This is a genomic window from Dongia sp. (genome assembly GCF_041909655.1).
Classification (GTDB): domain Bacteria; phylum Pseudomonadota; class Alphaproteobacteria; order Dongiales; family Dongiaceae; genus Dongia.
Genome location: NZ_JAYRDA010000004.1, coordinates 50,480 through 75,305, shown reverse-complemented (window position 1 = coordinate 75,305; position 24,826 = coordinate 50,480). Strand labels below are relative to the sequence as shown.

Sequence of the window (24,826 nt, the reverse complement as noted above, 5' to 3'; positions counted from 1 at the left end):
GGCGGGGCTTTCATGGAAATCGAGACGCTGATCGAGGACATGCGCCGGCGCGCCGGGCAGAACGTCAAGCTCGGCTACAAGGTGAAGTTCCTGGTCGACGACGAGGTCATCTTCTGGGACGGCACCGAGCATCCCCCGGTGATCGAACCCAAGGATCTGGGCGAGGCCAACACCACGATCAAGATCAGTCCCGCCAATCTCGAAAAGCTGCTCCAGGGCCAGCTCGACCCGACGCTCGCCTACATGACCGGGAAACTGAAGGTCGAGGGCAGCATGGGTGTCGCCCTCAAGCTCACGGCCATGTTCAGCGATTGAGCCCGGCTAAGCGACGACCAGCGCAACCAAGCGCCTGGTCTTGAGCGAGATTTGGTCACCGATCTGCGAAATCATGTCGCCGAGAGCCTCAACCCGATCGAGGGTGCTGGCGATTTTTATCTGTGAATGCAAGCGCATGATGCGCCAGCGCGCCAGGTCGACGACATTGCCGTTATCGTTTGACTCTCCTTCAAGGCCGGTCACGCGATCGGAAAGAAGCAGCAGGGCTGCCGACAATTCGTGCATCAGCTCTTCCGCCTCGGCCAGAAGCTCGCGATTGAAGGTCAGCAACTCCGTCACTTCGTGCATTCGTGCGGCGGTTTCGGCGGTCGTCAGTTGCCAGTTCCGGCTGACTTCGTCGAGGTCGAAGGTCGTAACGAAATCCTGAAAGGTACGGACGGATTTCAGAAAGTGCTCCGTCTTCAGGTTGGCGTGATGGGAGGATACGAAGATCGCCCTGCGGTTATGCTCTTCGGGAATGGCGGATCCATTGTTCGAGATCATGATGAATTTTCCTTCTCGGTCTATCTCGGGCAAGGCCCGCGCCGCTTAGAGGGCGCGAACCGTGTGGAGGAAGGTGTGCACCTCCGAGCGCAGGGTTTCGCCGTAGCGGCTGAGCTCGTTGGCCGCCGATAACACCTGCGTGGAGGCGGCGCTGGTCTGCTGGGAGGCCTGGGTGACGCCGACCACGTTGCTGGTTACTTCGCTGGTGCCGGCTGCGGATTGCTGCACGTTGCGCGAGATTTCCTGGGTCGCCGCCCCTTGTTCCTCGACTGCCGAGGCGATTGCCGTCGAGATTTCATTCACGCGATGGATCGTTTCCGAAATGCCCTGGATGGCAGATGCGGAAATCTCCGTCGAATCCTGGATTGACCGGATTTGCGCGCTGATTTCTTCCGTGGCGCGGGCGGTCTGGGTGGCCAGTGTTTTTACCTCGCTCGCGACGACCGCGAAACCTTTGCCGGATTCGCCGGCACGCGCCGCCTCGATCGTCGCGTTGAGTGCCAGGAGATTGGTCTGGCCGGCGATGTCACTGATCAAGGTCACGACGTCGCCAATCTTCCGGGCGGCTTCGGCCAGAGAGCGGACACGGCTGTTGGCATCGCCCGCCTGGGTGACGGCATGACCGACGATGCGGGTTGATTCCGTCACCTGCGAACTGATTTCATGAATGGACGCGGAGAGTTCTTCGGTCGCGGAGGCGACAGTCGAGACGTTCTGGCTCATTTCCTCGGCCGCCGCGGCGACGGTATTGGATTGCTGCGCGGTCTCCTCCGCCGTTGCGGCAAGGGATTGCGCCGTGCTCTGCAACTCGGTCGCGGCGGAGCCGACCGCATTCACGACCTCGGCAATCACGGTCTCGAACTTGGCAACCTCTTCCGACATAAGGCGGGCACGCTCCAACTGACGATCCTGTTCGACCTGCTGCGCGGCGCGCATGCGTTCGGCTTCGATCATGTTTTCCTTGAAGACCTGCAACGCGTTTGCCATCTGCCCGACTTCGTCCTTGCGCGCGGCACCTTCGACATCCACATCGCGTTCGCCTTTGGACAGGCGCAGCATCACAGCGGCCAGAGACATGATCGGCATGGAAATACCGCGACCAATGACATAGGCGATGGCCATGCCCAGGATCACGCCACCAATGCTGAACCCGACCGACATCCACTCGCTGGTGGCGACGATGGCGGCGATTTCTTCGGCAATGCGGTTTTCCTCGGCTTCGGCTTGGGCTTTTACGTTCTCGGCCTCGGCGATGATTTCCTCGCTGATTTCACCGATTTCCTCATGCACCAGTTTTTCGATTTCTTCGTCCAGGGCTTCGCCAGCCTCAAAGGCAGCGAGATAGGCCGGCGCCAGCGCCTTCGCGTCGTCGAGATCGGCCTTGAACGACGCGCCGCCCGAAACCTTCTCAAGCTGAAGCAATGCCTTGTCCAAAGCGTGGAAGGCGGCTTCCGCCTGATCGGCCGCGGCGGCTTCGTGCCGGTCCAGCAACATATTGACATAGAGGCGTGCCGTCAGGGCTTCGCGGACGGCGTCGGCGGCAAGAATGGCGGCGTTGCTGTTGCCGGCTTGAACCGCCTGGCGCATGATGGATTCAAGGTCGGCGACCAGCTTTGGGCCGGCGACATTCAGGGTTTCATTGGCGAGCTGCGTGCGCTGATGCTCGAGCTCGATGGCTTTTTCGAAATCGTCTACGATGATCGTCAGTTTGTCGCTCAAGGTGGCGAGTTCGGCGCGCTCGGAATCCGTCTCGGCGATGTCGATTGCGGCGGCAATATCTCCGGTGATTGTCTTTTCGAGTTCATGGACGACGCCGATTTCGGCTTCGTCCGCGGTCCGTATGTAGGTTTCGATATGGCTGCGCAGCTCAAGAAGGTCGCGCTCGATATCGGCGGCATCGCCGAAAAGTTCGACCGCCGCGACGTAATGGGCGAGATCATTGGAAGTGCGGGCCAGGCCGACAAACCCAACGATGGCGACGATGACGAGGACGGCGAGCACACAGCCAAATCCAATCAGCGTCTTGGTGAGAATCTTGAGATTCTGAAAAGTGCTGACCCGAGTGGTCGCGCTACGCGTGAGTCGAGACGACATGACGATCTCCAATTTAGAGGGTTTCGAGCAGGAACCGACGATGAAGGCCCTGCACCGGCCGCGCGTTCATCGGGAACAAATCGGCGAATTTCTTGATCTGGGTGGACGAGGCCTCGATCGGATCCCTGAAGATCGACCACAGGACACCTTCAGAGCAGGGCGGCGTCGTCAGAGAGCCCTGATAGCGGAAGAAGCCGCGACCGGCGGGCAAGAGGGAATCCAGGGAGATGATCTGGCCGGTATCTGTCTCCGCGGCCGTCTCCTGCGGCATGGCGGCCCAGACGGGTACCAAAGCGGGATTTTCGGCGCCAGGACGAATGAACACACCGATCACCGCCAGTTGGCCTGCGGCGGATTTGTGAACGAAATGCAGTTCCAGCTCAAAGTGACGGCCGGCGAGTGTGTGCTCGCTGGGATGATGGAAGTGGAATTGCAGCAATTCGAAGGATTGGCCGTCGATCACCGAATGGGAGCCGGGCGTGCAATTGACCTGGATGGTGTGGCCGTTATTGAGAATCTTGAGCGGCATGGGGCGGAAAGAGGGTTCAATCCCGCTGAGCTGGCTGCCGATGCCCTTTTTGATATCGATCGGCGTTTGCTCCATGCCGAGTTCGCACACCTTGAACTCCGGCGATAATTCACCCCAATGCTCAGGCCCGGTCTCGCCCTCATAGCTCCAATGCGCGCCGGCATGGGGCGCCGCCGTTTCGGCGGATGCGCCGGCAGCAAAGAGCGAGGAGCAGACCGGACAAAGGGCGCCGGTGATGGTGAGGGTCTTCAAGAGATGGCGGCGGCTGAGTTGCGTCATGGGGAAGTTTTCCTGTCTCAAGGCCATGGGGCCAAAGGGATTTCAGTCCTGTGCGGTTGTTGGGTGTTGTCCGTGTTCAGGCGTGGACGTTCAATTGAGGACGGGCAAATTGGTGACGGCCTGCATCAACTCATAGGGCGTAAAAGGCTTTCGCAACGTCGCATCCGCCCCGAGTTTTTTGGCGCAACTAAGTGCGTCGAAGCCGGATAGCAGACGCGAGCCACCGGAAATCATCACGATCCTGGCGGGTTGCTTCATGCGCTTCAGTTCCCGCAGCACATAGATGCCGTCCTGGCCGGGCATGTAGACGTCAGAGATCACGACTTCGGGAGTGAATTCCTGGCTGAGGCGAACCCCTTCGTGACCGTTGGTGGCTTCCACCACCTGGTAGCCCGCGCGTCCCAGCACTTCAGCGATGAAGCCGCGGATGGTGGCGTTGTCGTCGATGACCAGAGCAACAGACATTTCAAATCTCCGCCGTAATGCGCGCATGGCAGGTAGAGCGCGCTGACGGCTGGTTTATGCCTGTTCCGACTTTCTTAATCGATTGCGCATAAGCATGGTCTGGCGGTGCCGCGTCCTGCTTTTGGCGGGCTCCCCTATACGGAAGTATTAGGTCTCGTGCGGATGCAGAATTTCGATCTGGTCCCGCAGCCGATAGATAGGGAACGGCGCGCATTCGGAGGGAGCTAAAGATGGCATCACTGAAAAAGACACTGGCCGTCATCTGCTATCTGGCGATCGCGAGTGCGACAGCCAGTTACGCGGCTGCCGCGGAACAGGCACTTCTCGTCATTTCCGGAAATGTCACGAAGCCAAATAAAGGTAAGGCATTCGTTCTGGATCAGGCAATGCTGGACAGCTTGCCACAGACGCTCGTGAAGACTGAAACGCCCTGGACCAAGGGCATGGTCACCTTTGGCGGCGTCTCGCTTGGCACGCTGCTGGCGGCGGCCGGCGCCGAAGGAACGATCATTCGCGCCATCGCCCTGAATGACTATGCCGTCGAGATTCCCATCGGCGATGCAAAAGATCCGCGCGTGATCGTGGCCTCGACCATGGACGGGGAAAGAATGCGGGTGAGGGACAAGGGACCCTTGTGGATCATTTATCCGCTGACGGATGAAGCCGAATATCGGGGCGAGCTGACATATTCGAAAATGATCTGGCAATTGTCCCGCATCGAAGTGAAGTAACGGATACGCGATGCGCTGGCCGGCGTTCATTCCGTCACGCGATCTGTGGCTGGCGATTGCGATCCTGGTGTTCCTGCCGGCGGCGATCGTCGGTTCGGTCCAGACCTATCGCACCATGTCGTCGGTTTTATGGAATTACCGGACCGGTACCTGGCTGGTGGTCGAGGCGCAATCCGAAATTCAGAACACGATTCTTGCCGCGAAAGCATTCCGGCTGGAGCCAGACGAAGCCCGGCTGCAGCAGGTGACGTTGAAATTCGAGGTATTCTGGAGCCGGATACCGCTCATTCTGGATTCGGATGAGGGCGAGGATGTCCGCCGCATTCCGGCCATTCTGGCCAATACCAATCGCGTCGCCGAGTTTCTGCCCCTGCTTGAACGACAATTGGGCCTGGCCCGCGTCGGCGAACCGGGTTCCATTCTTCCCTTCGAGAACCGCCTCAACGAGCTGTCGCCCTTGATGGAAGAGATGGTGCGCGTCCTGCTGGTGCAGGACGAATTGCGCCACCAATCCGGTGAGCTGGCAAAGGATGTCTGGATCACGGCGGCGCTGCTGTTTGTCGCCATCGTCGCCGGCGGCGCGCTCATTGCCGGGAACCTCGTCAAGATCCGCGATGTGCGGCGCCTGCTCGCGCAATACAAGGCATTGGACGAGGCGCGCGCCACGCAATTGCTAGCAATCGAAAGCAGCGGCGAAGGCGTCGTCATGTTCGATGCGGATGGGGGATTGGAGTATTCGAACGAGGCATTCCATCAGTTGATCGGGGACGATTTCCAGAAGACGCTGACACGCACCCCCTGGCGTCAGTTTCTGGGCGAGGAATCCGCGCATGCCCTGCAGCAGCGACTATGCGGACCTGGCGCTCTTGATCACTGGCGCGGCGAGATCAGCGGCAAGTCTTTGGAAGGCGCGGAACATCCCTGGGAGGTTCATGTCTGGCGCCGGAAGGAAGGCGGGCATACCGCCATCATCCGTGACCTCAGCGATCGCAAGCAGGCCGAGCAGCAACGCGAGGCCTTGCTGGAACGTCTGCACCATGTCGACAAGATGGAAGCGATCGGTCGCCTGGCGGGTGGCGTATCGCACGACTTCAACAATATTCTGGCTGCCGTGTCAGGCTTCGGATCCTTGCTGGAGCAGGATCTTGCGGACCGTCCGGTTCAGTTGCGCATGGTCAGGCAATTGCTGACGGCGGCTGATCGCGGCAAGGAGCTGGTGCAGAGCATCATGGCCTATAGCCGCGCCGACAACGTGGAGCGCAAGTTGATCGACGTTGGAGCACTCTGCCGGGAGGCGGCGGCGATGGCTGAATTGGTCATGCCGAGCGGCGTGTCGTTCAACACGACGATCGACGAAGGGAGCCTGCCCATTTTCGGAAATGCGATGCAGATCAACCGTGCCGTGGTCAATTTGTGCATCAACGCCCGCGATGCGCTGGCCAATAAAGAAGGCGAAGTCTGCCTTGATGTCAGGCATGTGTTTATCGACGGCGGACGCAGTCAGGGCATGCAAGGCCGGCCAACGCCGTCGCGGCTCGACGCGCCGCGGATTGTCGAAACGGTCAAAGACGGTCATTCGAAGCTGCGGATCGGCGTTCTGGGGCAGACCCCGGGGACGCATGTTCGGATCCGGGTGACAGATACCGGTTGCGGCATTCCCGAATCCGTCATGACGAAAATGTTCGATCCCTTCTTCACGACAAAGGATGTGGGGGAGGGGACCGGGTTGGGTCTTTCCTCCGTGCTTGGCATCGTGACCGCGCATGGGGGTGTTGTCTCGGTGGACAGCAAGGTGGATGAGGGGACGACATTCGATATTCTGCTGCCGCTGCAGGCGGAAGCGGTGACGACCGTCACGGGGGCGCCGCAGCGACCGTCGTCCGAACCATCCATTCCGGCGGGCCTCAAGGTCCTGGTCGTCGATGACGATCCGGAATCGCGGGCGGCCTTTCTGGCGATCCTGGAGCGGCTGGGCTGCGAGCCATCGGAATGCGGCAGCGCCGAGGAGGCGCTGGCAGTGCTCGGCGACGAACCCGACATGTTCGACCTGATCATTTCGGATTACCACATGCCGATCGTCAACGGCCTGCAATTGATCTCGCAACTTCGTCAGCGCGGCTTCGAGAGGCCGATCGTGCTCACCACGGGCAGGCTGCAGGATGTGCCGGTCATTGAGCGGGTGCGGTTGGGCCTGGAGCATATCATCGTCAAGCCGTTTACCTTGTCCGACGTTGCAGCCGTGGTTCACGATGCGTCTCATACATCGGCGTTGCCGATGACGCTTCCGGCGCCGGGCAATCAGGACAAGGCGACGATCAAGCTCTAATGGATCAGGCGTCCGACGCCTTCACACCGGCGCGCAGCGCGGTCGTTGCCAATTGAGTCCGGTTCGCGACCGAGAGTTTGCGGCACAAGGCTGCGACGTGAATCTTCACGGTCACTTCACTCAATCCGAGACGCTGGCCGATATCCTTGTTGGCGGCGCCGGAAGCGACCAGACGCAGGACTTCCATTTGCCGCTCGGTCAGGGCCGGCAGGGATTCGGCCTGGTCGGCAGGCGCGCCGGGAGACGGTGGCGCGGCATTGAGATCGCCGTTCCAGGGGACATAGATCTGACCCGAGAGGGCAAGCTTGAGGGCCATCAGCAGGGCCGGCCCGGACATCGTCTTGGGGAAAACGCCGACGGCGCCCGCCTGGATCAAAGGCTCGACATCCTCCGGCGAGAGCAGGCCGGAGATGATGCCGATCGGGATCGCCGGGTAGTCGGATTTTATCCTGGCAATGGAGGCCGCGCCGTTCATGCCGGGCATGCGGTAGTCGAGCAGCAGGAAGGTGATGTCCATGCCGCTTGCCAGCAGCTTTGCCACCTCGTCGAGGTCGCGCGCCCGTTCGACCACCAGCGTGCTGTCCAGGGCCTCCAGCATTTGCGAAATGGCATCACGCACCAAAGCGTGATCGTCGGCCAGAACCAGGCGCCAATGCGCACTTCCCTTTTCGGCGTGAGATGACGGCGGTTGAGGCATGGGCGCTGGACAATTCGCAGGTCAGGCTATGGTTGATATCCTATAAAGTGATGAAATATTGATTAATCGACGAATGTCAGGCGCCGGGATTGTCAGGCGCCGGGATCATCAGGCAACGGCGCCGGCTTGTGTTTTGAGCTGGCGAATCCGGTCCGCGGGCAGGCACAGGCGGGCGGTTGTTCCAGTTCCAGCCTCGCTCTCGATGATCAGGGCGCCACCATGCAATTCGATGAAGGCGGCGGCGAGCGGCAAGCCAAGACCCGTGTCATGCTTTTTGCGGCGGCCATTGCCATCCGGCAGCGGTGCCTCGAACGGTCTCATGGCGCGGGCGATCTGCTCGGCGTTCATGCCGGGGCCGCCATCGCGCACGCGGATCTCCAGCGCGCCATCCGGGCCATGCGCGGCGGCAAGGGCCACCTGACGGTCGGTGCCGGCGAACTTGATCGCATTGATGGTGAGGTTGAGCAGAGCCTGGCACAGCACCCGCTGGTCACCGTAGATCACGACATCGCCGGGAATGGCATCGAGGGTGAGCTGCACCTGCTCGCGCATGGCGCGCTCGTTCGCCAGCCGCTGGGTCGCGGTCAGCAATTCCTCCAGCGCCATGTCGGCTTCGACCATCACCCATTTGCCGCTCTCAACCTTGGCGAGGTCGAGGATATTGTTGACGACCGAGAGCATGTGCTGGGCGCTGTAATGGATGTCGCCTGCGTATTCGCGGTCCTTGGACGGATCGTTCGCGGCCATCCGACCGTCGCGGATTACCTCGGAGAAGCCCAGAATGGCATTCAAGGGCGTGCGCAGCTCGTGGCTCATATGCGAGAGGAACTCGGATTTCCGCTGATTGGCCGCCGCTGCGGCGAGGCAGGCGGCTTCACGCGCGGCAAGGCGCTGATCCCGCGCGGTGATGCCCTGCCACAGATAGAAGATGCTGCTCGCCACAACCAGGGCTGCGGCAAGAAGAAACCCCTGATGGGGCGAGGTATCCGACGCCAGATGGACCAGCAACAGAATGCCGGCCAAAGCGAGGATCGCGGCAGCCGCCGGCCCGTGCCGTTCCGCCATTTGTCCCAGGCGATCGCGGATCGGCATTGGCGCCGCTATTGACGGCTGGGGGGTAACGGCGAGGCCCATGTCGAGATCCTTGCGCATGGTCATGGACGCGGTGCAGTCGGACATAAGGTCATCACCAGGCGCACGAGTTCGGATTGGCTGCGGCAATGGGTCTTCATTAGAAGTGAGTCCAGGCGCTGCCGCAGGATGGGTTGGGGCATGTTTTTCCAGATGGCGATTTCGCGGACCGAGAGACCGCGCAAGGTGAGGTCGGCGATCTCGCGCTCCAACGTGGTCAGATCGAATTTCTGGGCGAAAGCATGGAGCGCGGCGGTATCGGCTTCGTCCTGGCTGGTCGCGATTTCGGCGACCACCAATTGGCTCGCTTCCTGGGCATCGCTGACGCTGCGCTGCAGGATGTCGCGGTAGAATCCCTGGGTGTTGCGGATGGTGACCGAGATCGTGACCGGACCGCCGCCCATCAATTCGACGAGGACGGCGTTTTCGGTGGCGTTGGCCAGCATGGCGGCCAGGGTCTGCTGAAAGCGCTCGGTGAGGCCGGCGGCAAGGAATTCCGGCCGGCCGTTCTGGAGGCGCATGATGCGCGCCTCGGCCAGCAGCTTCAGGCAGGGCCCATTGGCATAGACGACACAGCCGGTGCGGCCATCCAGTACCAGCGAGGGCGCGCGCCAATCCGGGCAAACCAGGGCCAGGACATCGTGGCCGCGCAGAGCATCCGCGCCGCCTTCCATACCCAATGTCGTGGTGAGATCAGATGCGAGCATTTGTTCCTGTTCATGGCCGGTTGACTGAGGTTTCGCCGGGTGTGGCGGGCCGGGAGCCTTGGCTGAACACAGAATGGCGGGGAGGGCGTGACGCTGGCGTGACGCCGTGATCATCAACGGAACAGAGTGTTTTCAATGTGTTATATTTAGAGTGACGTAGGATCGGATAAAATCGTTAACGCTGTCGCCTTGCGCCGGTCACAGCGATCAAGGATAGTCGGGTGGCTGCACTGGGATGGCTGCATTGGGATGGTTTGGGGAAATGAGCGGCCGCGTTCCTAACGATATATGCCTGCTCGGCCTCCCGGAAATGCGACGTCCGGTTGCCGGTATGGTCTTTCCGGCCAAGGGCTACCAGCTTTTGGCGCTGCTGGCGCTCGCACCCTCGCGCCGGTTTGGCCGCCAGGAATTGGCCTCGCTTCTTTGGGATGCCCCCAGCGATACGGCGGCACTCACCAATCTCAGGCAATTGCTGACGCGGCTGCGGCGCGCGGCGCCGCATCTTCCCGATCTGCTGGTGACCGACGGCCGGGTCGTGGGCCTGGGCGATGCGGCCGCCGGGATCGATCTGTGCCGCCTGCTCGACGCAGCCGCCGCGGCGCCCGGCGAGGTGATCGCGCTCTTTCGCGGCGATTTGCTGGAGGGGATCACCGATTTCACCGATTCCTTCTCGCATTGGCTGACTGTCGAGCGCGGTCGCCTGCGCGAGCGCTTCTTCGCGGCGGTGACCTCGCATCTCATCGAACTCACCCGCTTCGGCCGCGCGCCCGAGACCGATCTAGCCGCCGTCGCCGATCGTTTGCTGTCGGTCGATCCGGAGCGGGAGGCGAGCTATCGCGTGCTGATCGAGGCCTATGGCCGCAACGGCATGATCGCCGATGCCGAGGCGACCTATGCCCGGCTGACGGCGATGTTGCAGGCGGAGGAGGGCGGCGCGGTCCAGCCCGAGACGGCGGCGGTCTATCGCCGTGTCCTCTCGCTACGGGCACCCATGCCGGCCCAGGCGGCCCCGGCGGCATCGCCGCAGCAAGGTGCGACGATGCCGCGCGTCGCTTTCCTGGCGCCCGCCTGGCTGGGCACCAAAGAGCGGCCGGCGATCCTCACGGCGCTCATCGAGGATGTCGCCAATGAATTGGCGCGCTATCGCACCTTCACCGTGCTGGCGCCGCATTCATCCTTCAAGCTCGACCACGATTCCGGCATGCCGGTCGACAATTCCAAGCTCCGCGCCGATTACACGGTGAGCGGTTTTGTGAAGCCCGGCGAGCAAGCGCAGGTCCTGGTCCTGCGCATGGCCGATTGCCATGGCGGCGAGATCGCCTGGGCGGGCGAGTTTTCCTTCGCTCCCTCGGAATTGTCGCAATCCTTCCGCCTGCTCTCGCTGCGCGTGGCGAGTTCCGTCGCCGCCTCGGTCGAGCGGCATATGTTCGAGAACATGCGCCGGGAGGGTGTCGCGGACGCCTACCGCCACTATCTCGAAGGCCAGAACCTGCTGCGGAACTGCGATCTGCCAAGGCTGCGCCGGGCCCGTAAATCCTTCCAGGCGGCGACCGAGCTCAATCGCGACATGGCACTGGGGCATGCCCGCATTGCCCAGACGCTCTATCTGGAATGGATCATGCGCGGCGGCAATGACCCGGAACTCCTCACCACGGCCCGCACGCGGGCGGAGCATGCCGTGGATCTCGATCCCGGTGCGGGCTTTGGTCATCTGATGAGCGGCGTCGCCGCCCTCTATCAACGCGATTTCGATTTCTCGGCCGAGAAATTCGCCATGGCGGAATCCATGAACCCCAATTCGGCGGATCTCCTGGTGCAGCACGCGGATGCGCTCTATTGCCTCGGTGCCGTGGCGGCGGGGTGGGAACGGTTCCAGCGTGCGATCGATCTCAACCCCTATCCGCCGGATCACTATCTGTGGGTCGGGGCGAGCATCGCCTTTCATCGCAGCGAGTATGCTGAAGCGATCAAGATGTGCGATCGGATGGAATCGGATACCTCGGTTCTCAGATTGCTCGCGGCGAGTCACGCCATGCTTGGCAACGCCGACCTGGCGCGCGGCTATGCGAGGCGGATACAAGAACTGTATCCTGGCGTCGAACCATCAGCCATGATTCGGATGGTGCCCTATCGGCAGGAAGAACATCGCAAGCAACTGGAACATGGTCTCCGGATGGCGGGGATCTAGAATGGAGGAACAATGGGCAAGTTATATGTGATCGGCGATCCGGAATCGGGGATCCTGTTTGTGAAGACATCGCCGCTGATGACGACTCACATCAGCAAGGCGACAATCGACGCCTATGCGTCCAGCCACAACGAAACTTTTGCATCGGTCTTTGGCAAGATCGCGGCCGGCGCCAAGGCGATCATCAACAAGACCGCGACCAGCCAGACGATTCCCGATGTGGATACGTCCTATGAGGCGATCGGCAAGATGATTGGCGCCGGAGCAACGGTTTCCGATGCACAGTTCTGCTTTGTCGCGGACATCAATGATGCGGACTGGAAGACCTACCGCTCCATCGTCGCGCCGATCAGCAAGGCGCTTGGGCATCTCAGCCCGCCGGCATCGCCCGAGGATTTCGTCCAGTTGCGCGACGCGCCGCTGGATTGATTTGAGGCGCCATCGTCGGTTGGTTGCGGCGATGGCGTTTTCCCGCCCAGTGGCATAAAGCGCCTTGCCCGATCATTTTTTCACCACCGGCTTGGCCGCGCCTGCTTTGCTGAGGCAACTCGGCATCACGCGTGTGGGCGACATCACGGGTCTGGATTCGATCGGCATTCCGGTCTGGTTCGCGACGCGGCCGAATTCCCGTGCGCTCTCGGTGGCGCAAGGGAAAGGAGCCGGTGAGGCGCTGGCGCGTATCTCGGCGGTGATGGAGGCGGCGGAGGGTGCCGTCGCGGAGCGGCCGGAGGATATCGTGCGCTGTTTCGGCGATCTGGCCGAAATGGCGAGCAAGACGCGCAAGCTGGTGCCGTTCGAGCGTTTGACCCGCTGCGATCCGGCCCGGATCCGGCCCGCGCATCGTTATGCCTGGGGGCGCGGCATCGAACTCAATTCGGGCGCAGAAATTTTCGCGCCCTATGAATTGCTGGGATTGGATCTTCGCGCCCGGACGCCCTGGGATCACGCCGCTTTCCGCATGTCCTCAATCGGCCTCGCCGCGGGCAATGACCGGGAGGCGGTCATCGCCCATGCGCTCCTGGAAGCGATCGAGCACGATGCAACCGCGACACTCGACCTCCTCGGCTGGGTGCCGGCAATCGCGCGCCGCATCGCCTATCTTCCGGGCGATCACGCCGAGCTCGACGATCTGGTGACGAAGGTCCAGGCGGCGGGTTTCACACCGCATTTCTTTGCCCTGGCCGGACGTGTGGCTTTGCCGGTCATCGGCTGCTTTTTCATGCGCGAGGTGGTGGGTGAGGGGGGCATCGGCGGCACGCTGACCGCGGGTTTCGCCTGCCGCCCCGATGCCGGCGACGCGGCGGCGGCGGCCTTGCTGGAATGCGTGCAGTCGCGGGCGACGGATATCGCCGGGGCGCGCGACGACATCAAGGGTTTCGCCTATCAAGGATCACGCGCGCAATTGCCGGACGGCGCCTTGCCGGTGGTGGCGTTGCGGGAGGTGACGGGACATCGCCCGCGCGACAGCCTGGCATCGCCGGCCGCGCGTCTCGCCCATGTCATGGCCTGTTTGAAATCCGCCGGGATCGACACGGTCTATGCCTTCGATCTGCAGCCGCCGGAAATACCGCTTCATGTCGCCCGCGTCCTGGTGCCGGATCTGGGATCGGGCGGCGAGGGCGGCACCTTGCGCGGTGGCGCCGGCATTCTGGATGCGCTGATGAGGGCCGGATGATCCCGCATTCTCGCATCGTCTTCGCCGGCCCCAGCCTTTATGGCATTCCACCGGAACGCCTCGCGGGCATTCACTTGCGGCCGCCCGCTGCCAAGGGCGACATTCTGGCCAGCGTGGCGGAAGCCCCGGCGGCGATCGGCATTATCGACGGCACGTTCGAAAACGGCACCGCGATCTGGCACAAGGAAATATTGGTGGCGCTGGAGAGCGGTATTCCGGTGCTGGGCGCTGCCAGCATGGGTGCGCTTCGCGCGGCGGAATGCGCGGCTTTCGGCATGATCGGAATCGGCAGTGTCTATCGCGATTATGCCGAGGGCCGCCGCACATCGGATGCCGATGTCGCGATCGCGCATGCGCCGGCGGCCTTGCAATACCGGCCTTTGACCGAGGCCCTGGTCGACATCGAGGCGACACTGGAACAGATGGCGGCGCTGGGCCTGCTGGCGCCGGATCTTGCAGATAGGTTGCGTGATGCTGCGCGGCAATTGCATTTCAAGGCCCGTATTTGGCCCGCGATCATCGCGGCGGCGGGCGTGCCCGCGGATTTACTGGAGAGCCTTGCCACGCATCGCGTGAGCCGCAAGAGCGAGGATGCCCTGGCCCTCATCGCCGCGATCCGCGCCTTGCCCGAGAATGCGCCTGGTTCGTCATTGCTGCCGGCGCCGCTCAACCGCACGCTATTTCTGGACGAGCTTGAGCGCGAGATGGCCGGACGGTCTCTTTCATGAACGGCTTGATGCCCGATTGCGGTGGCGCGATCGAGGCGGTGGCGATGACCGTGCCCTTGCGCCTGCTGATGAATCCGGCGGACGGCAAGGGGGCTGCGCTGGCGCGGCTGGCCGAAGCCTGGCCGCGGGGCGTCACGCTCTATCTCCTCATCGATGATCCCGAGGCGGCCGAATTCCGCGCCTGGGCGAATGGGCTGTCGCTGTCTTGCGACCTGGTGCCGGTTAGCACCGGCAAGGATGCGCCGCTGCTGGAGGCGGAAGTGTGGACGCAGGATTCCTTCATGGTCGCTCGTGAGAATGAGCGCCGGATCCTGCGCCATCTCATTAAGGCGGATCGGCCGGGGCGTCACGCAAGCTGGCTGGCGCCGGTCCTGGGGGCGGAATTGAGCGCGACGGATATGGTCCTTGCCGGCGGCAATACGCTGACCGGACCGGATTTCCGTCTGGTGGGTGCCGCCAGCCTCGCGCGCACGCCGCTGGGGCAAGGACCCGCCGCGCATGCGGCCTTCGATGCGCGGCGCCTGCATGTCTTCGGCTTTGCGCTGACACAACGCGGGGCGCCGCCGCGTCTGGCGCAGCAGCCGCATCATATCGATCTTGTCGTCTCGGTCACGGGTTGCAGCGATCGGGATGGGCGGCCGATTCTCCTGGTGGCCGATCCACGCAAGAGTGCCGATCCCGATGGGCCGCGCATGGAGGGCTGGGCCGAACAGATGGATGCCAGTGCGCGGCGGCTGGAGGAAGACGGATTTACCATACTTCGCAACAAAGTTCCGTTTTTGGCGAACCCCGGTTTTGCGCCAAATCCGGCGCTCCGGGCCTATAATAATGTGGCGGTTGAGAATGAAGTCCGTGCCAAAAACCTGACCGGACGGCCCCGGATCTGGCTGCCGCAATTCGGCGATGCCGAAGCAACCTTGGCCGATTTCGATACGCATAACCGGGAGATTTGGCAGAATCTCGGCTTTGACGTAATAGGGGTATATGGGTGGAGCGCATTCGTTCGTTCCGGGGGTGCCATCCGATGTGCGTCCAAGGTGGTGTCCCGCTGGAACCCCATTGCCAAGGGAGTGGCGTGAATGGCACGTAATCGAAAGTCATCGGATCGCCGGGCGAGCAAGGGGTTCCCCAACCCGATCGACGTCCATGTCGGTGAAAGGCTGCGCCAGCGCCGTACCTTGCTGGGCCTGACCCAGGTACGTATCGCCGAGTTGACGGGGCTTACCTTCCAGCAGATCCAGAAATACGAGCGCGGCGCCAACCGCATCAGTTCCAGCCGGCTCTATGACCTCGCCCGCGTGCTCGACGTTTCCATTCCCTATTTCTTCGAAGGCATGTCGTCGGAGACGCAGAAGCAAAGCCCCGGCCGGCTGCAGGGGGCGGTGCCCGCGCCGGTCGAGGAGGGTGGCGGCGACGACATGATGCGGCGCGAGACGCTGGAACTCGTCCGCGCCTATTTCAAGATCAGGGACCGCAAGATCCGCCGCCAGATCGTCGATCTTGCCCGCGCTTTGGCACGCACCGCCGAGGATTGAACGGCGTCGTGCTTTAGGCCGAGGCGCGCCAGCCCATCTCCAGATCGATATAGCTGAGCAGATTGAGGGCCGCCGGCAGCGATGCCTTTTGGCCGAGCAGAGTCACGGCTTCATCGGCCAGGGATTCGACATGCTTGGCTTCGGGGCAATCGGCGAAGACATAGGCGATGACCTCCGGGCCGCGGCCCTGGGCCGTCTGGATCAGGCTGCGGCGATGGCTGACCCAATCGAGCTGTCGCGCCAGATAGAGGAGTTCGTCGATGTCGCGGGCCGATTGATCCATGGCCGCCGCCAGGCGTTGCGCGGCGGTGTCGAAGGCGCGGGCCAGCGATCGCAGCGCCGCGCGTTGAATTTGCGTGGCGTCCTTGGCGATTCGAACCCGACGGATTGGTGAACTGGAGACCTGGGTCTCCACCATCGTGCTGCCGATATGTTGCATGAAAACCTCCCCCAGCATCGCACAGGCCCCTGTCTCGCCCAGCGGAGACATGCCGAAGCCTGCACGATCCCTTCCTATCGCCAGGAGCGTGACGTGGGCGTGAAACGCCGGAGAGAGGGAGGGTGAGGCGGGGATAGGTGAGATGAAGCGGCGCCCCAAAGGGACGAATTATCAGTAGCTTGAGGCGACCGGCGGCAGCGGGTCGGTGAGGAACAAGGATACCCGCTGGCCGCCATGGGAAACCGGGCCGGACGGGGTGCCGAAGGGCAGGTGGCAGGCCTTCGCCAGCGCGGCATCTGTCGTGATGACCGCCACGCGCCAGCCGGCAAAGCGCGACCGCAATGTCTGGCCGAGCGCGCCGTATAATTGGTAGAGCCGCTTCTTGTCGCCCAGGCGCGTGCCGTAAGGCGGGTTGACGATGACCAGGCCGGGCGGGCCGCCGGGCGCAGTCAGGCCGCCGATGGCCGCCTGCCGGAATGAGGTGATTTCGGCCACGCCAGCGCGTTCGGCATTGGCGCGGCTCATGGTGATGGCGCCGGCATCGCGGTCGCAGCCGTAGAAGCGCAAGGCGGGCATCTGGGATGTACTGGTCTTGCGCATCTTCTGCCAGGCCGCCGCGTCGAAGCTCGCTAATTGTTCGAAGGCGAAAGAGCGCGACCTGCCGGGGGCGAGTTTGGCGGCGATCTCCGCCGCCTCGATCACGAAAGTGCCGGAACCGCACATCGGATCGAGTACCGGTTCGCTGCCGTCATAACCGCATTGGCGCAGGAAGAGCGCGGCCAGGGTCTCGCGCATCGGCGCCTTGTTGACCGCTTCCTTGTGGCCGCGCTTGTGGAGCGATTCCCCGGAGGTATCGATGCTGATGGTGCAGAGATCGTCCTCGATGCGCACCTTGATGCAGAGGTCGGCTTCGGGTGAGACGGGTGCGCCGAGGGTCTCGACAATCGCGGTTTGAATGCGCTCGGCCGCCGCCCCGGAGTGATAGATCTTGGAATGCTTGCAACTGGCCTCGACGCGGAACGGCACGTCCTTGCGCAGGAACTTTCCCCAGGGGAGCTTGTGCGCCCGCTTGTCGAGCTGCGCCAGATGGAAAACCGGGAAGGCGCCGATCCGCGCGAAGACGCTGCTGGCGCCGCGCAGCATGAGATTGGCGCGCCACACTTCGGGCCAGCCACCCTGGATGGTGACGCCACCTTTGACCAGGACCGGTTGCTTGAAGCCATTGGCCTGCGCTTCGGCGAGCAGCACAGGCTCGAAGCCGGGAGCCGCGACCAGGAAGATCTCGAAGGCGCCGTCGGCGATCCGGTCATCTGTTTCCCTGCCAGAAACGGCGGCGACATGTTGCTTGGGCGCAGGTTTGCGCGGTGGCGGGGCAGGCCGCGTAGCGACAGGCTGCGGCTTGCGCGGCGTTTCATCGGCACGGGGACGGCGAGGACTACGCATCTGACTACCGCCACCCGTTCATCGTTACGCGAAAGCTTTCGGTCGGCGGAAATGGTAGCACCGGACGGATTTGAACCGCCGACCAAGGGATTATGATTCCCCTGCTCTACCGCTGAGCTACGGTGCCACATCGCGTGTGGGCCAGAAGGGCCCGCCGGGGCCGGCGCGTCGGAGAGGACGGGATGCCGCCGGCTGGGAGCGTATATATGCCCCCCGGGGGCGCTGTCAAGAATAACTCAATCGATTGAAATATATGGGTGTTTTCGGCATCCTCAAGCGGAATCCGAAGGCATCGGGCGGAGGCAAGGATGGCGCGGGCTGATCCAGCGAGTTATGCCGAGTTCTGGCCGGTCTATCTGGGCGAGCATAGCCACAGGTCGACGCGGCGCCTGCATGTGGTGGGGACGCTGGGTGCCGCGCTCTGCCTGATCGCCGCGGTGATTATCAGTTCCTGGTGGCCGGTGCTGGCGGCGCCCGTTTTCGCCTATGGCCTGGCCTGGACCGGGCATTTCTTTGTTGAGCGCAACCGGCCGGCTACTTTCCGCCATCCGCTCTGGAGCCTGCGCGCCGATTTCCACATGGTGGGGCTGGCGCTGGGCGGGCGCCTGGAGGCCGAGATCGCGCGGCACCTGCCGGATCGCAGGGAGAGGCGTTAGCGACTTTATCCGCTTGGGACAATTGGGAATTTTTGGGTCGCAATCGGGAACCCGCGGCGCCAGAATGCGTCTCTATTGCGACGGGATGTGTTTGGCGGCGAGGGTTGGGGCATAGCAGCATTTTCTGACATCGGATGTCGTGCCTTTGCGGCGGCGCGGCGTCTTGGCCGGATTGGCGCTATTTCGCTTTTGAGTGGGGCGTTGGGCGTTCTGTTGCTCCAGGGCCAGGCGGTTGCGCTGGAATATCAGGTCACGGTGACGCCGCTGGAGGATGCGGGGCTCGCGGCGGCCGTCGAGGCGAGTTCCACCCTCATCGAATTGCAGCAATCCCCGCCGGAGGATCTCTTCGGCCTGCAGCGTCGCGCCGATGGGGATGTGCCGCGGATCGAGAAGGCCCTGCGCTCGGCCGGCTATTACGCCGGCGAGGTGGCGATCCAGGTTGCCGGCCGCGCGGTCGACGATACCGCGCTGCTGGATGAGGAGGTGGCGGCAGATGCCGTGCTGCCGGTCGAGATCGGCATAGAACCGGGGCGGCTCTTCACGATCGGTACCGTGGAGATACGGCCCGCTTCGGTTGCGAGCGGGTTGCCCAGCGGCCTCGTCCCGCAATTGACGGCCGGCACCCCGGCGCGCGCGGCCGATATTCTCACCGAGCGCGAGCGATTGCTGAACGTGATCCTGGCGCAGGGCTATCCCTTCGCGCGGGTCGATCTCAAACCCGCGGTGGTCGATCACGCCACCGGCAATGTCGCGATTGCCTTCGAGGTTCATTCCGGCCCGCAGGCGACAATCGGCCCGGTTGCCATCAACGGGTTGACGCAGGTCGAGCCCGATTTTATGCGCAACCGCACGGCATCGGTTCCGGGTCAGCTTTACGATCCGGCGGCGATTGTCGCCTTGCGCGACGATCTCCGCTCGCTTGATGTCTTCGACAGCGTCAAGGTGACGACTGCCAAGGAACTCGATGCCAACGGGCAATTGCCGGTCTCGATCGAGGTCACCGAACGGAAACGGCATTTCATCGGCTTCGGCGCCAATTATTCGACCAATGAAGGGGCGGGCCTCAAGGCCTATTGGGGGCATCGCAATCTCTTCGGCAATGCCGAGAGGCTGCGCCTCGAAGCGGATGTGGGCGGGCTTGGCGAGAATTCGCTGATCGATACCAATTATGCCGTCACGGCGGCGTTTCAGAAGCCGGATTTTATCGCGCGGCAGCAGGATCTGCTGCTCAATCTCTCGGCCACCGAAGAGAATGACGAGGATACCTTCGACAAGCAGGCGGTGGCGGGATCGGCGGCGATCGAGCGGCGCCTCAATGAGCGGATGAGCGTTACCGCGGGGATGGATGTCGAAGCCTCGCGCATCACCGAGGATGGCGAGACCGACCATTTTTTCCTGGTGGGGCCGCGTGTCTCCTTCAAGCATGACACCACCACCGATCTCCTCAATCCCACCTCCGGCACGCGCCTGGTGGTCTCGGGCTTCGCCTATCCGGAATTTATCGGCTCCAGCCAGGACGTGATCGGCACCAGCGCCGATGCCTCCGGCTATCTCAATCTCGCGGGTGAGGGCGATCTGGTGCTGGCCGGGCGCATGGGGCTTGCCAATGTCTTTGGCGGCGATACCAGCGATTTGCCCGCCGACCGGCGGCTCTATGCCGGCGGGGGCGGATCGGTGCGCGGCTATGAATTCCGCTCGATCTCGCCGCTCGACAAGGATGACGATCCGCTGGGCGGTCGCAGCCTGGTCACCGGCAGCGTGGAATTGCGCTATCGCTTCCTCGACAATTTCGGGCTGGTGCCGTTCTTCGATTTCGGCACGGTCTCGGATGAGGTGTTCTGGGGCTTTGACGAGCCGATGCAATTCGCCGCCGGCCTCGGCTTCCGCTATTACACGGCGATCGGGCCGATCCGCGCCGATGTCGCCGTGCCGCTCAACCCGCGCGAGGACGACGATTTCGCCGCCTTCTATATCAGCATCGGGCAAGCCTTCTGATGCGCCGGATCCTGACATATGCGTTGCTCGGGATCGCCGGATTGGTCGGTGTGCTGTTGGCGATGTTCGCCTATCTGCAGACGGAGCATGGCCGCGGATTGTTGATTGCCCAGATCGAGGCGGCGGCCGCGGGCGACGGCAGCGCCTTGCGGATCGGGGCGATCGACGGCTTCGTGCCGTTCGATTTCGCAATTCGGAATGTCGCGATGTCGGACAAGGCGGGCGAATGGCTGGCCGTCGATAGGGTCGAGATCGCCTGGTCTCCGATGAGCCTTGTGGGGGGCGTCGCCGAGATCGACCGGATCGTCGTGGGCAGGGTCGATCTGTCGCGTACGCCGAATGCATCTGCTGAAGAAGAAGCACCGGCGGAAGAAGAAGGTGGCCTCGCTCTGCCATCTTTGCCCGTGGCGATCGAGCTCCATGAACTGAAGGTGACGGAGATCGCGCTCGGGGCGCCGATCCTGGGTGAGCCGGCCTTGTTCGAGGCGGCGGCGCAGGCCAGCCTCGGCGATGCCGATAAAGGGCTCCATCTCCAACTCAATCTGCAGCGGCTCGACGGCGGGACGGATATCGTCGATGCCACGGTGGATTATCTGCCGGCCACGGATCGCCTCGATCTGGCGCTGGTCGTGCAGGAACCAAAGGGTGGTTTGCTGACCAAATCTCTCGGTCTGCTGGGCGAACCCAATCTCAAAATCGATGCTTTCGGCGACGGACCGCTTTCGGATTGGCAGGGCAGCCTCGCCGCCACCCTCAATGGCAACAGCCTGCTCGACATTCAGGCCCATGTCACCGGGGCAGAAGACCGCGTTGTTGCGTTGCAGATGAATGCGGCACCAGCACCTCTGTTGCCCGCCGATCTCGCGGCGCTGACCGAGGGCGGCCTGCAACTCACGGCGACGCTCGGTGTTCCCGTGGTGCGCGATGCCATCGACATCCGGGAATTCCAGCTCGACAGCGTGGCCGCGCATGTGTCGATGCAGGGGCGATTGGGCATCACGCGGGAAAGCGATCTTGCCTTTTCGATCACGGCCGACAACGCGGCGGCACTGGCGAGCCTGCTTCCCGATATCACCTGGCAGGCGGCGGCTCTCGACGGTGAACTCACGGGCACCTGGCCTATGATCAATCTCACCGCCTCGGCATCGGTTTCCGATCTGGTGGCGGCCGGCAACCGGATCGGCTCGATCGATCTCGCCGCCACTCTGGAAAGCGACGATTTCCAGAACGAGGCGAACCGGTTCGATCTGCTGGTGGATGCGGCCGGCATCGATCTCGGCACGCCGGAAGCCAATGCGCTTCTGGCCGAGGGCGTGACGCTCGCTGGCAATGGCGCCTTCGATCTTGACGGCACGATCACCCTGGATTCACTCGATGTTGCTGCCGGGGCGCTCGCGCTGGCCGGGCAGGCCAGTGCCGAAAATTGGGGCGAGGTGCTGTCGGCCGAGGCGCAATTGAACGCACCGGATCTTGCCAAGGTGCCGGCGGCGGGCGGCATGACTCTCGCCGGTGCGCTCGCCATGGATATGACGCTCGATCTCAGCCCGGCCGGGATGCGGGTCGATGCTGCCGGCAACGGGACGTCGCTGGTGACGGGGATAGCGGCGATCGACGGCGTGCTGGGGGCAGCACCCCAATTCTCGCTCGTTGCCGCGCGCGATTCCGAGGGGCGTATCGACCTCGAGACCTTCGATCTCACCGGCAAGGCTGTCACCGCGAACGCCAAGGGCGTGCTGGCGGAGGAGGGTGTCGATCTCAAAGGACGGGCAGCACTCGGCGATCTTGCCGCGCTCGACCCGGCCGCGCGCGGCAAGCTAGATCTCGTCTTTGCGATGGACGGGACGTTATCGGCGCCGCGCCTGCGGGCGGGTCTGACCTCGCCGGAAATTCTCTACGATGGCATCAGGACCGATAACCTTGTGCTGGAGATCACGGCGGAAAACCTGGCAGCGGCGCCGCAGGCGAAAATCACCGGATCGGCCAATGTGATCGGGCAGCCGGCGCGTCTCACGCTGGCCTTGTTGAGCGAGCCGGAAAGTGGCGCCCTGCGTATCGACGATTTGGCACTCCGCCATGGTCCCAGTGCCGTCAGCGGCAAGCTGCGCCTGCTGGCCGGGATTGCCGATGGCGAGATCAAGTTGGCGATCGCGGATATCGCGCCCTATGCGCCCCTGGCTGGATCGGCGATGTCGGGCGCGGTGATGGGGAATATCGGGCTGCGCAACCGGGGCGGCCAGCAGGATGTCGCCATCGATCTCGGTGCCGAGGATCTGGCCCTCGCCGATGCTATGCGCATTGCCAGCCTCAAACTGGCCGGAACCATCGGCGATGCGACCGGCGCGCAGAATATCGAGGCGCGCCTTGATGTCGCCTCGCTTGCCGCGGATCAGGTACAGTTCGATCAGGTGGCGCTAACGGCTTCCGGGAACGCCGCGGCTCTCGACCTCAAACTGGATGCCAGCGGGCCAGAGGCGCGGATCGCCTTTGCCGGTGATGTTGCGCGCAATGAAGCGGGAATTGCCGCCACGATCGCGCAGTTGTCGGCGGAGATCCGGGGCGAGACGCTGGCACTGCGTGGGCCGGCACGTATCACGCAGAGCGGTGAGACGATCGAAATTGCCGGGTTCGATCTCGGCTATGGCGAGGGTGGCGTCACGCTCGACGGCCGCATGGGGCCGGAGGGAAATGACGTCGATCTGGCGATCAATCGGCTGTCCCTGGGCCTGCTGCGCATGGTTGATCCGACACAGGATATTGGCGGCGAGATCAATGGCCGGGTGGTGCTGGCGGGCTCGCGCGCGGATCCCACTGCCGATATCGATCTCGCGGCCAAGGACGTGACTTTCGGTCATGCCTCCGGAATATCCCTGGCGCTCGATCTCAAGGGCGATTGGCGCGATGCGATGCTGCGATCCACCGGCAAGCTGACTTTCTCGACCGGGGGCGGCCTCGATATAAACACCTCTCTGGGGCTGGGCGCCGATCCCGCGACCGGTGCGCCGCAACTGGCCGAAAACGCGCCGTTCGACGCCAGGGTGAGCGGGGATCTCGATCTGGCACTGGTGAACCGGTTCATCGCGGGTGGCGCCGACCGGATTTCCGGCAAGATGCGGATCGATCTCGGTGCCAATGGCACCTTGGCGCAGCCTCTGGTCGCGGGCAATGCCACCTTGAGCGAGGGGCGCTACGAGAATGTCCGCTACGGCATCAAGCTGAAGGACATGACTGCCGAATTGCGTGGCGATGGCGACCGTTTCGAGGTGGCGTCCTTCTCGGCGCGCACGCCGGGCAAGGGCCAGATATCGGCCAATGGGGGGCTGTCACTGGAAGGCGACATGCCGATCGAAGTTGCCCTGAAACTCGTTCAGGCCCAGGTCATCAATACGGATACCGCCTTTGCCATCGTTGATGCGGATCTCCGTCTGGTGGGCACGGCGAAATCCGAGGTCGCGCTCACCGGCACGGTCACGGTACCGAAATCCGAATTGCGCATTCCCGATCGCCTGCCGGCCAGTGTGCAGGAAATCGCCTATGTCGAAGTGAACACGCCCCCTGAACGCGCGCAGAAGCTGGCGGAGGAAGCGAAGCCGCCAGCAAAGACTCTCGACGTGGCACTCGACATCAAGATCGACATTCCGCAAAAAATGGCGATCCGCGGCCGGGGTCTCGATGCCGAGATGGAGGGAGCGCTGGCGGTGACCGGGACGGCGGACCAGCCGATCGTGACGGGCGAGGTGGCGATGCGGCGCGGCACGCTCGACATCGTCGGCCGGCATCTCGATTTCAGCCGCGGCAAGGTCGAATTCGATGGCGGGGAGAAGGTCGATCCCATCCTGGATTTCGTCGCTGGCGCCAAGGCCGAGAATTACGACATCGCAATCAATGTCGGCGGGCGGGCGAGCTTCCCGAAAATCACCTTGAGTTCGACGCCGGCACTTCCCGAGGACGAGGTGCTCTCGCGCCTGCTGTTCGGGAAGGCCAGCGGATCGCTGACCGCCTTCGAGGCTCTGCAACTGGCCCAGGCGGCGGCGGAACTGGCGGGGGTCGATACCGGTGTCGGTATGCTGGATGCGGTGCGGGGGGCGACCGGCCTCGACCGGCTGAGCGTCGATTCCGGTGACGGCACGACCGGCCCCAGCCTCAGTGCCGGGCGCTATGTCAGCGACCGCGTTTATGTCGGTGTTCGCCAGGGCGCGGCGGGGAATTCCAGCGCCGCCACCGTGGAGGTCGAGGTGACGCCCAACGTCAAGGTGGAGACGGAGCTCGGCGCCGATGCGAGCAAGGCCGGCGTGAACTGGGAATGGGATTATTGACAGATCGATGACCGATTGCGGCAAGCCGGTCCGGATTTTTCTGTTGAAACATTGGGGATGATTTCGTCATCCTGCG

General features: G+C 63.3%; 21 protein-coding genes and 1 tRNA gene. 12 read left to right on the top strand and 10 right to left on the bottom strand.

Annotation, left to right across the window (positions count from 1 at the left end; translation table 11 throughout):
- Positions 1–12: 12 nt before the first annotated feature.
- Positions 13–315: an SCP2 sterol-binding domain-containing protein gene (locus ACE3PR_RS09295; RefSeq protein ID WP_374370943.1), complete on the top strand. Its 303-nt coding sequence runs from the start codon at positions 13–15 to the stop codon at positions 313–315.
- A gap of 6 nt (positions 316–321) precedes the next feature.
- On the opposite strand, the gene ACE3PR_RS09290 is transcribed toward ACE3PR_RS09295, so the two are convergent.
- The 4 genes from ACE3PR_RS09290 to ACE3PR_RS09275 form a co-directional block, all read right to left on the bottom strand.
- Positions 322–819 (bottom strand): hypothetical protein, encoded by a 498-nt coding sequence (locus ACE3PR_RS09290; protein WP_374370941.1) that lies wholly within the window; start codon positions 817–819, stop codon positions 322–324.
- A 45-nt stretch (positions 820–864) separates the two neighbouring features.
- Complete coding sequence (locus ACE3PR_RS09285; protein ID WP_374370939.1) at positions 865–2,913, bottom strand: methyl-accepting chemotaxis protein; 2,049 nt, start codon at positions 2,911–2,913, stop codon at positions 865–867.
- Positions 2,914–2,926: 13 nt separating this feature from the next.
- On the bottom strand, positions 2,927–3,721 hold the full coding sequence (locus tag ACE3PR_RS09280; protein ID WP_374370937.1) for a carbonic anhydrase: 795 nt from the start codon (positions 3,719–3,721) through the stop codon (positions 2,927–2,929).
- Positions 3,722–3,811: 90 nt separating this feature from the next.
- Entirely contained in the window at positions 3,812–4,186 is a 375-nt protein-coding gene (locus tag ACE3PR_RS09275) for a response regulator transcription factor (protein ID WP_374370935.1), read from the bottom strand.
- Between the two features lie 230 nt (positions 4,187–4,416).
- On the opposite strand from ACE3PR_RS09275, the gene ACE3PR_RS09270 reads away from it, so the two are divergent.
- Positions 4,417–4,917 carry a molybdopterin-dependent oxidoreductase gene (locus ACE3PR_RS09270; RefSeq protein ID WP_374370932.1) on the top strand — a complete coding sequence of 167 codons (501 nt, stop codon included), beginning with the start codon at positions 4,417–4,419 and terminating at the stop codon, positions 4,915–4,917.
- Between the two features lie 10 nt (positions 4,918–4,927).
- Positions 4,928–7,243 carry an ATP-binding protein gene (locus ACE3PR_RS09265; protein ID WP_374370930.1) on the top strand — a complete coding sequence of 772 codons (2,316 nt, stop codon included), beginning with the start codon at positions 4,928–4,930 and terminating at the stop codon, positions 7,241–7,243.
- A 4-nt stretch (positions 7,244–7,247) separates the two neighbouring features.
- On the opposite strand, the gene ACE3PR_RS09260 is transcribed toward ACE3PR_RS09265, so the two are convergent.
- From ACE3PR_RS09260 to ACE3PR_RS09250, 3 genes are all read right to left on the bottom strand, one after another.
- The gene (locus ACE3PR_RS09260) at positions 7,248–7,940 is read right to left on the bottom strand and encodes a LuxR C-terminal-related transcriptional regulator (protein ID WP_374370928.1); all 693 of its coding nucleotides are present in this window, start codon (positions 7,938–7,940) and stop codon (positions 7,248–7,250) included.
- Between the two features lie 108 nt (positions 7,941–8,048).
- Complete coding sequence (locus tag ACE3PR_RS09255) at positions 8,049–9,119, bottom strand: sensor histidine kinase (protein WP_374370925.1); 1,071 nt, start codon at positions 9,117–9,119, stop codon at positions 8,049–8,051.
- Positions 9,095–9,778: a helix-turn-helix transcriptional regulator gene (locus tag ACE3PR_RS09250; RefSeq protein WP_374370923.1), complete on the bottom strand. Its 684-nt coding sequence runs from the start codon at positions 9,776–9,778 to the stop codon at positions 9,095–9,097. The genes ACE3PR_RS09255 and ACE3PR_RS09250 overlap by 25 nt, the downstream gene beginning before the upstream one ends.
- A gap of 262 nt (positions 9,779–10,040) precedes the next feature.
- Between ACE3PR_RS09250 and ACE3PR_RS09245 the strand changes: the two genes are divergently transcribed.
- The 6 genes from ACE3PR_RS09245 (at position 10,041) to ACE3PR_RS09220 (ending at position 15,904) form a co-directional block, all read left to right on the top strand.
- Entirely contained in the window at positions 10,041–11,966 is a 1,926-nt protein-coding gene (locus ACE3PR_RS09245) for a BTAD domain-containing putative transcriptional regulator (protein ID WP_374370921.1), read from the top strand.
- A 27-nt stretch (positions 11,967–11,993) separates the two neighbouring features.
- The gene (locus ACE3PR_RS09240) at positions 11,994–12,395 is read left to right on the top strand and encodes a hypothetical protein (RefSeq protein WP_374370919.1); all 402 of its coding nucleotides are present in this window, start codon (positions 11,994–11,996) and stop codon (positions 12,393–12,395) included.
- Between the two features lie 64 nt (positions 12,396–12,459).
- Positions 12,460–13,641: a YcaO-like family protein gene (locus ACE3PR_RS09235; RefSeq protein ID WP_374370917.1), complete on the top strand. Its 1,182-nt coding sequence runs from the start codon at positions 12,460–12,462 to the stop codon at positions 13,639–13,641.
- Complete coding sequence (locus tag ACE3PR_RS09230; RefSeq protein ID WP_374370915.1) at positions 13,638–14,369, top strand: TfuA-like protein; 732 nt, start codon at positions 13,638–13,640, stop codon at positions 14,367–14,369. The genes ACE3PR_RS09235 and ACE3PR_RS09230 overlap by 4 nt, the downstream gene beginning before the upstream one ends.
- Positions 14,366–15,448 (top strand): hypothetical protein, encoded by a 1,083-nt coding sequence (locus tag ACE3PR_RS09225; RefSeq protein ID WP_374370913.1) that lies wholly within the window; start codon positions 14,366–14,368, stop codon positions 15,446–15,448. The genes ACE3PR_RS09230 and ACE3PR_RS09225 overlap by 4 nt, the downstream gene beginning before the upstream one ends.
- On the top strand, positions 15,449–15,904 hold the full coding sequence (locus ACE3PR_RS09220; RefSeq protein ID WP_374370911.1) for a helix-turn-helix domain-containing protein: 456 nt from the start codon (positions 15,449–15,451) through the stop codon (positions 15,902–15,904).
- A gap of 13 nt (positions 15,905–15,917) precedes the next feature.
- Here ACE3PR_RS09220 and ACE3PR_RS09215 read toward each other — a convergent pair whose 3' ends face one another.
- The 3 genes from ACE3PR_RS09215 to ACE3PR_RS09205 form a co-directional block, all read right to left on the bottom strand.
- Positions 15,918–16,343, bottom strand: coding sequence for a hypothetical protein (locus ACE3PR_RS09215; protein WP_374370909.1), 426 nt, complete (start codon positions 16,341–16,343; stop codon positions 15,918–15,920).
- A 171-nt stretch (positions 16,344–16,514) separates the two neighbouring features.
- Positions 16,515–17,786 (bottom strand): class I SAM-dependent RNA methyltransferase, encoded by a 1,272-nt coding sequence (locus tag ACE3PR_RS09210; RefSeq protein ID WP_374370907.1) that lies wholly within the window; start codon positions 17,784–17,786, stop codon positions 16,515–16,517.
- Between the two features lie 52 nt (positions 17,787–17,838).
- Positions 17,839–17,913, bottom strand: a tRNA-Met gene (locus tag ACE3PR_RS09205).
- 181 nt (positions 17,914–18,094) lie between these two features.
- On the opposite strand from ACE3PR_RS09205, the gene ACE3PR_RS09200 reads away from it, so the two are divergent.
- From ACE3PR_RS09200 to ACE3PR_RS09190, 3 genes are all read left to right on the top strand, one after another.
- Positions 18,095–18,442, top strand: coding sequence for an Mpo1-like protein (locus tag ACE3PR_RS09200; protein ID WP_374370905.1), 348 nt, complete (start codon positions 18,095–18,097; stop codon positions 18,440–18,442).
- A 201-nt stretch (positions 18,443–18,643) separates the two neighbouring features.
- Positions 18,644–20,437 (top strand): autotransporter assembly complex family protein, encoded by a 1,794-nt coding sequence (locus ACE3PR_RS09195; protein WP_374370903.1) that lies wholly within the window; start codon positions 18,644–18,646, stop codon positions 20,435–20,437.
- Positions 20,437–24,750, top strand: a complete 4,314-nt coding sequence (locus ACE3PR_RS09190; protein WP_374370901.1) for a translocation/assembly module TamB domain-containing protein — start codon at positions 20,437–20,439, stop codon at positions 24,748–24,750. Before ACE3PR_RS09195 ends, ACE3PR_RS09190 begins: the two co-directional genes overlap by 1 nt.
- Positions 24,751–24,826 lie beyond the last annotated feature (76 nt).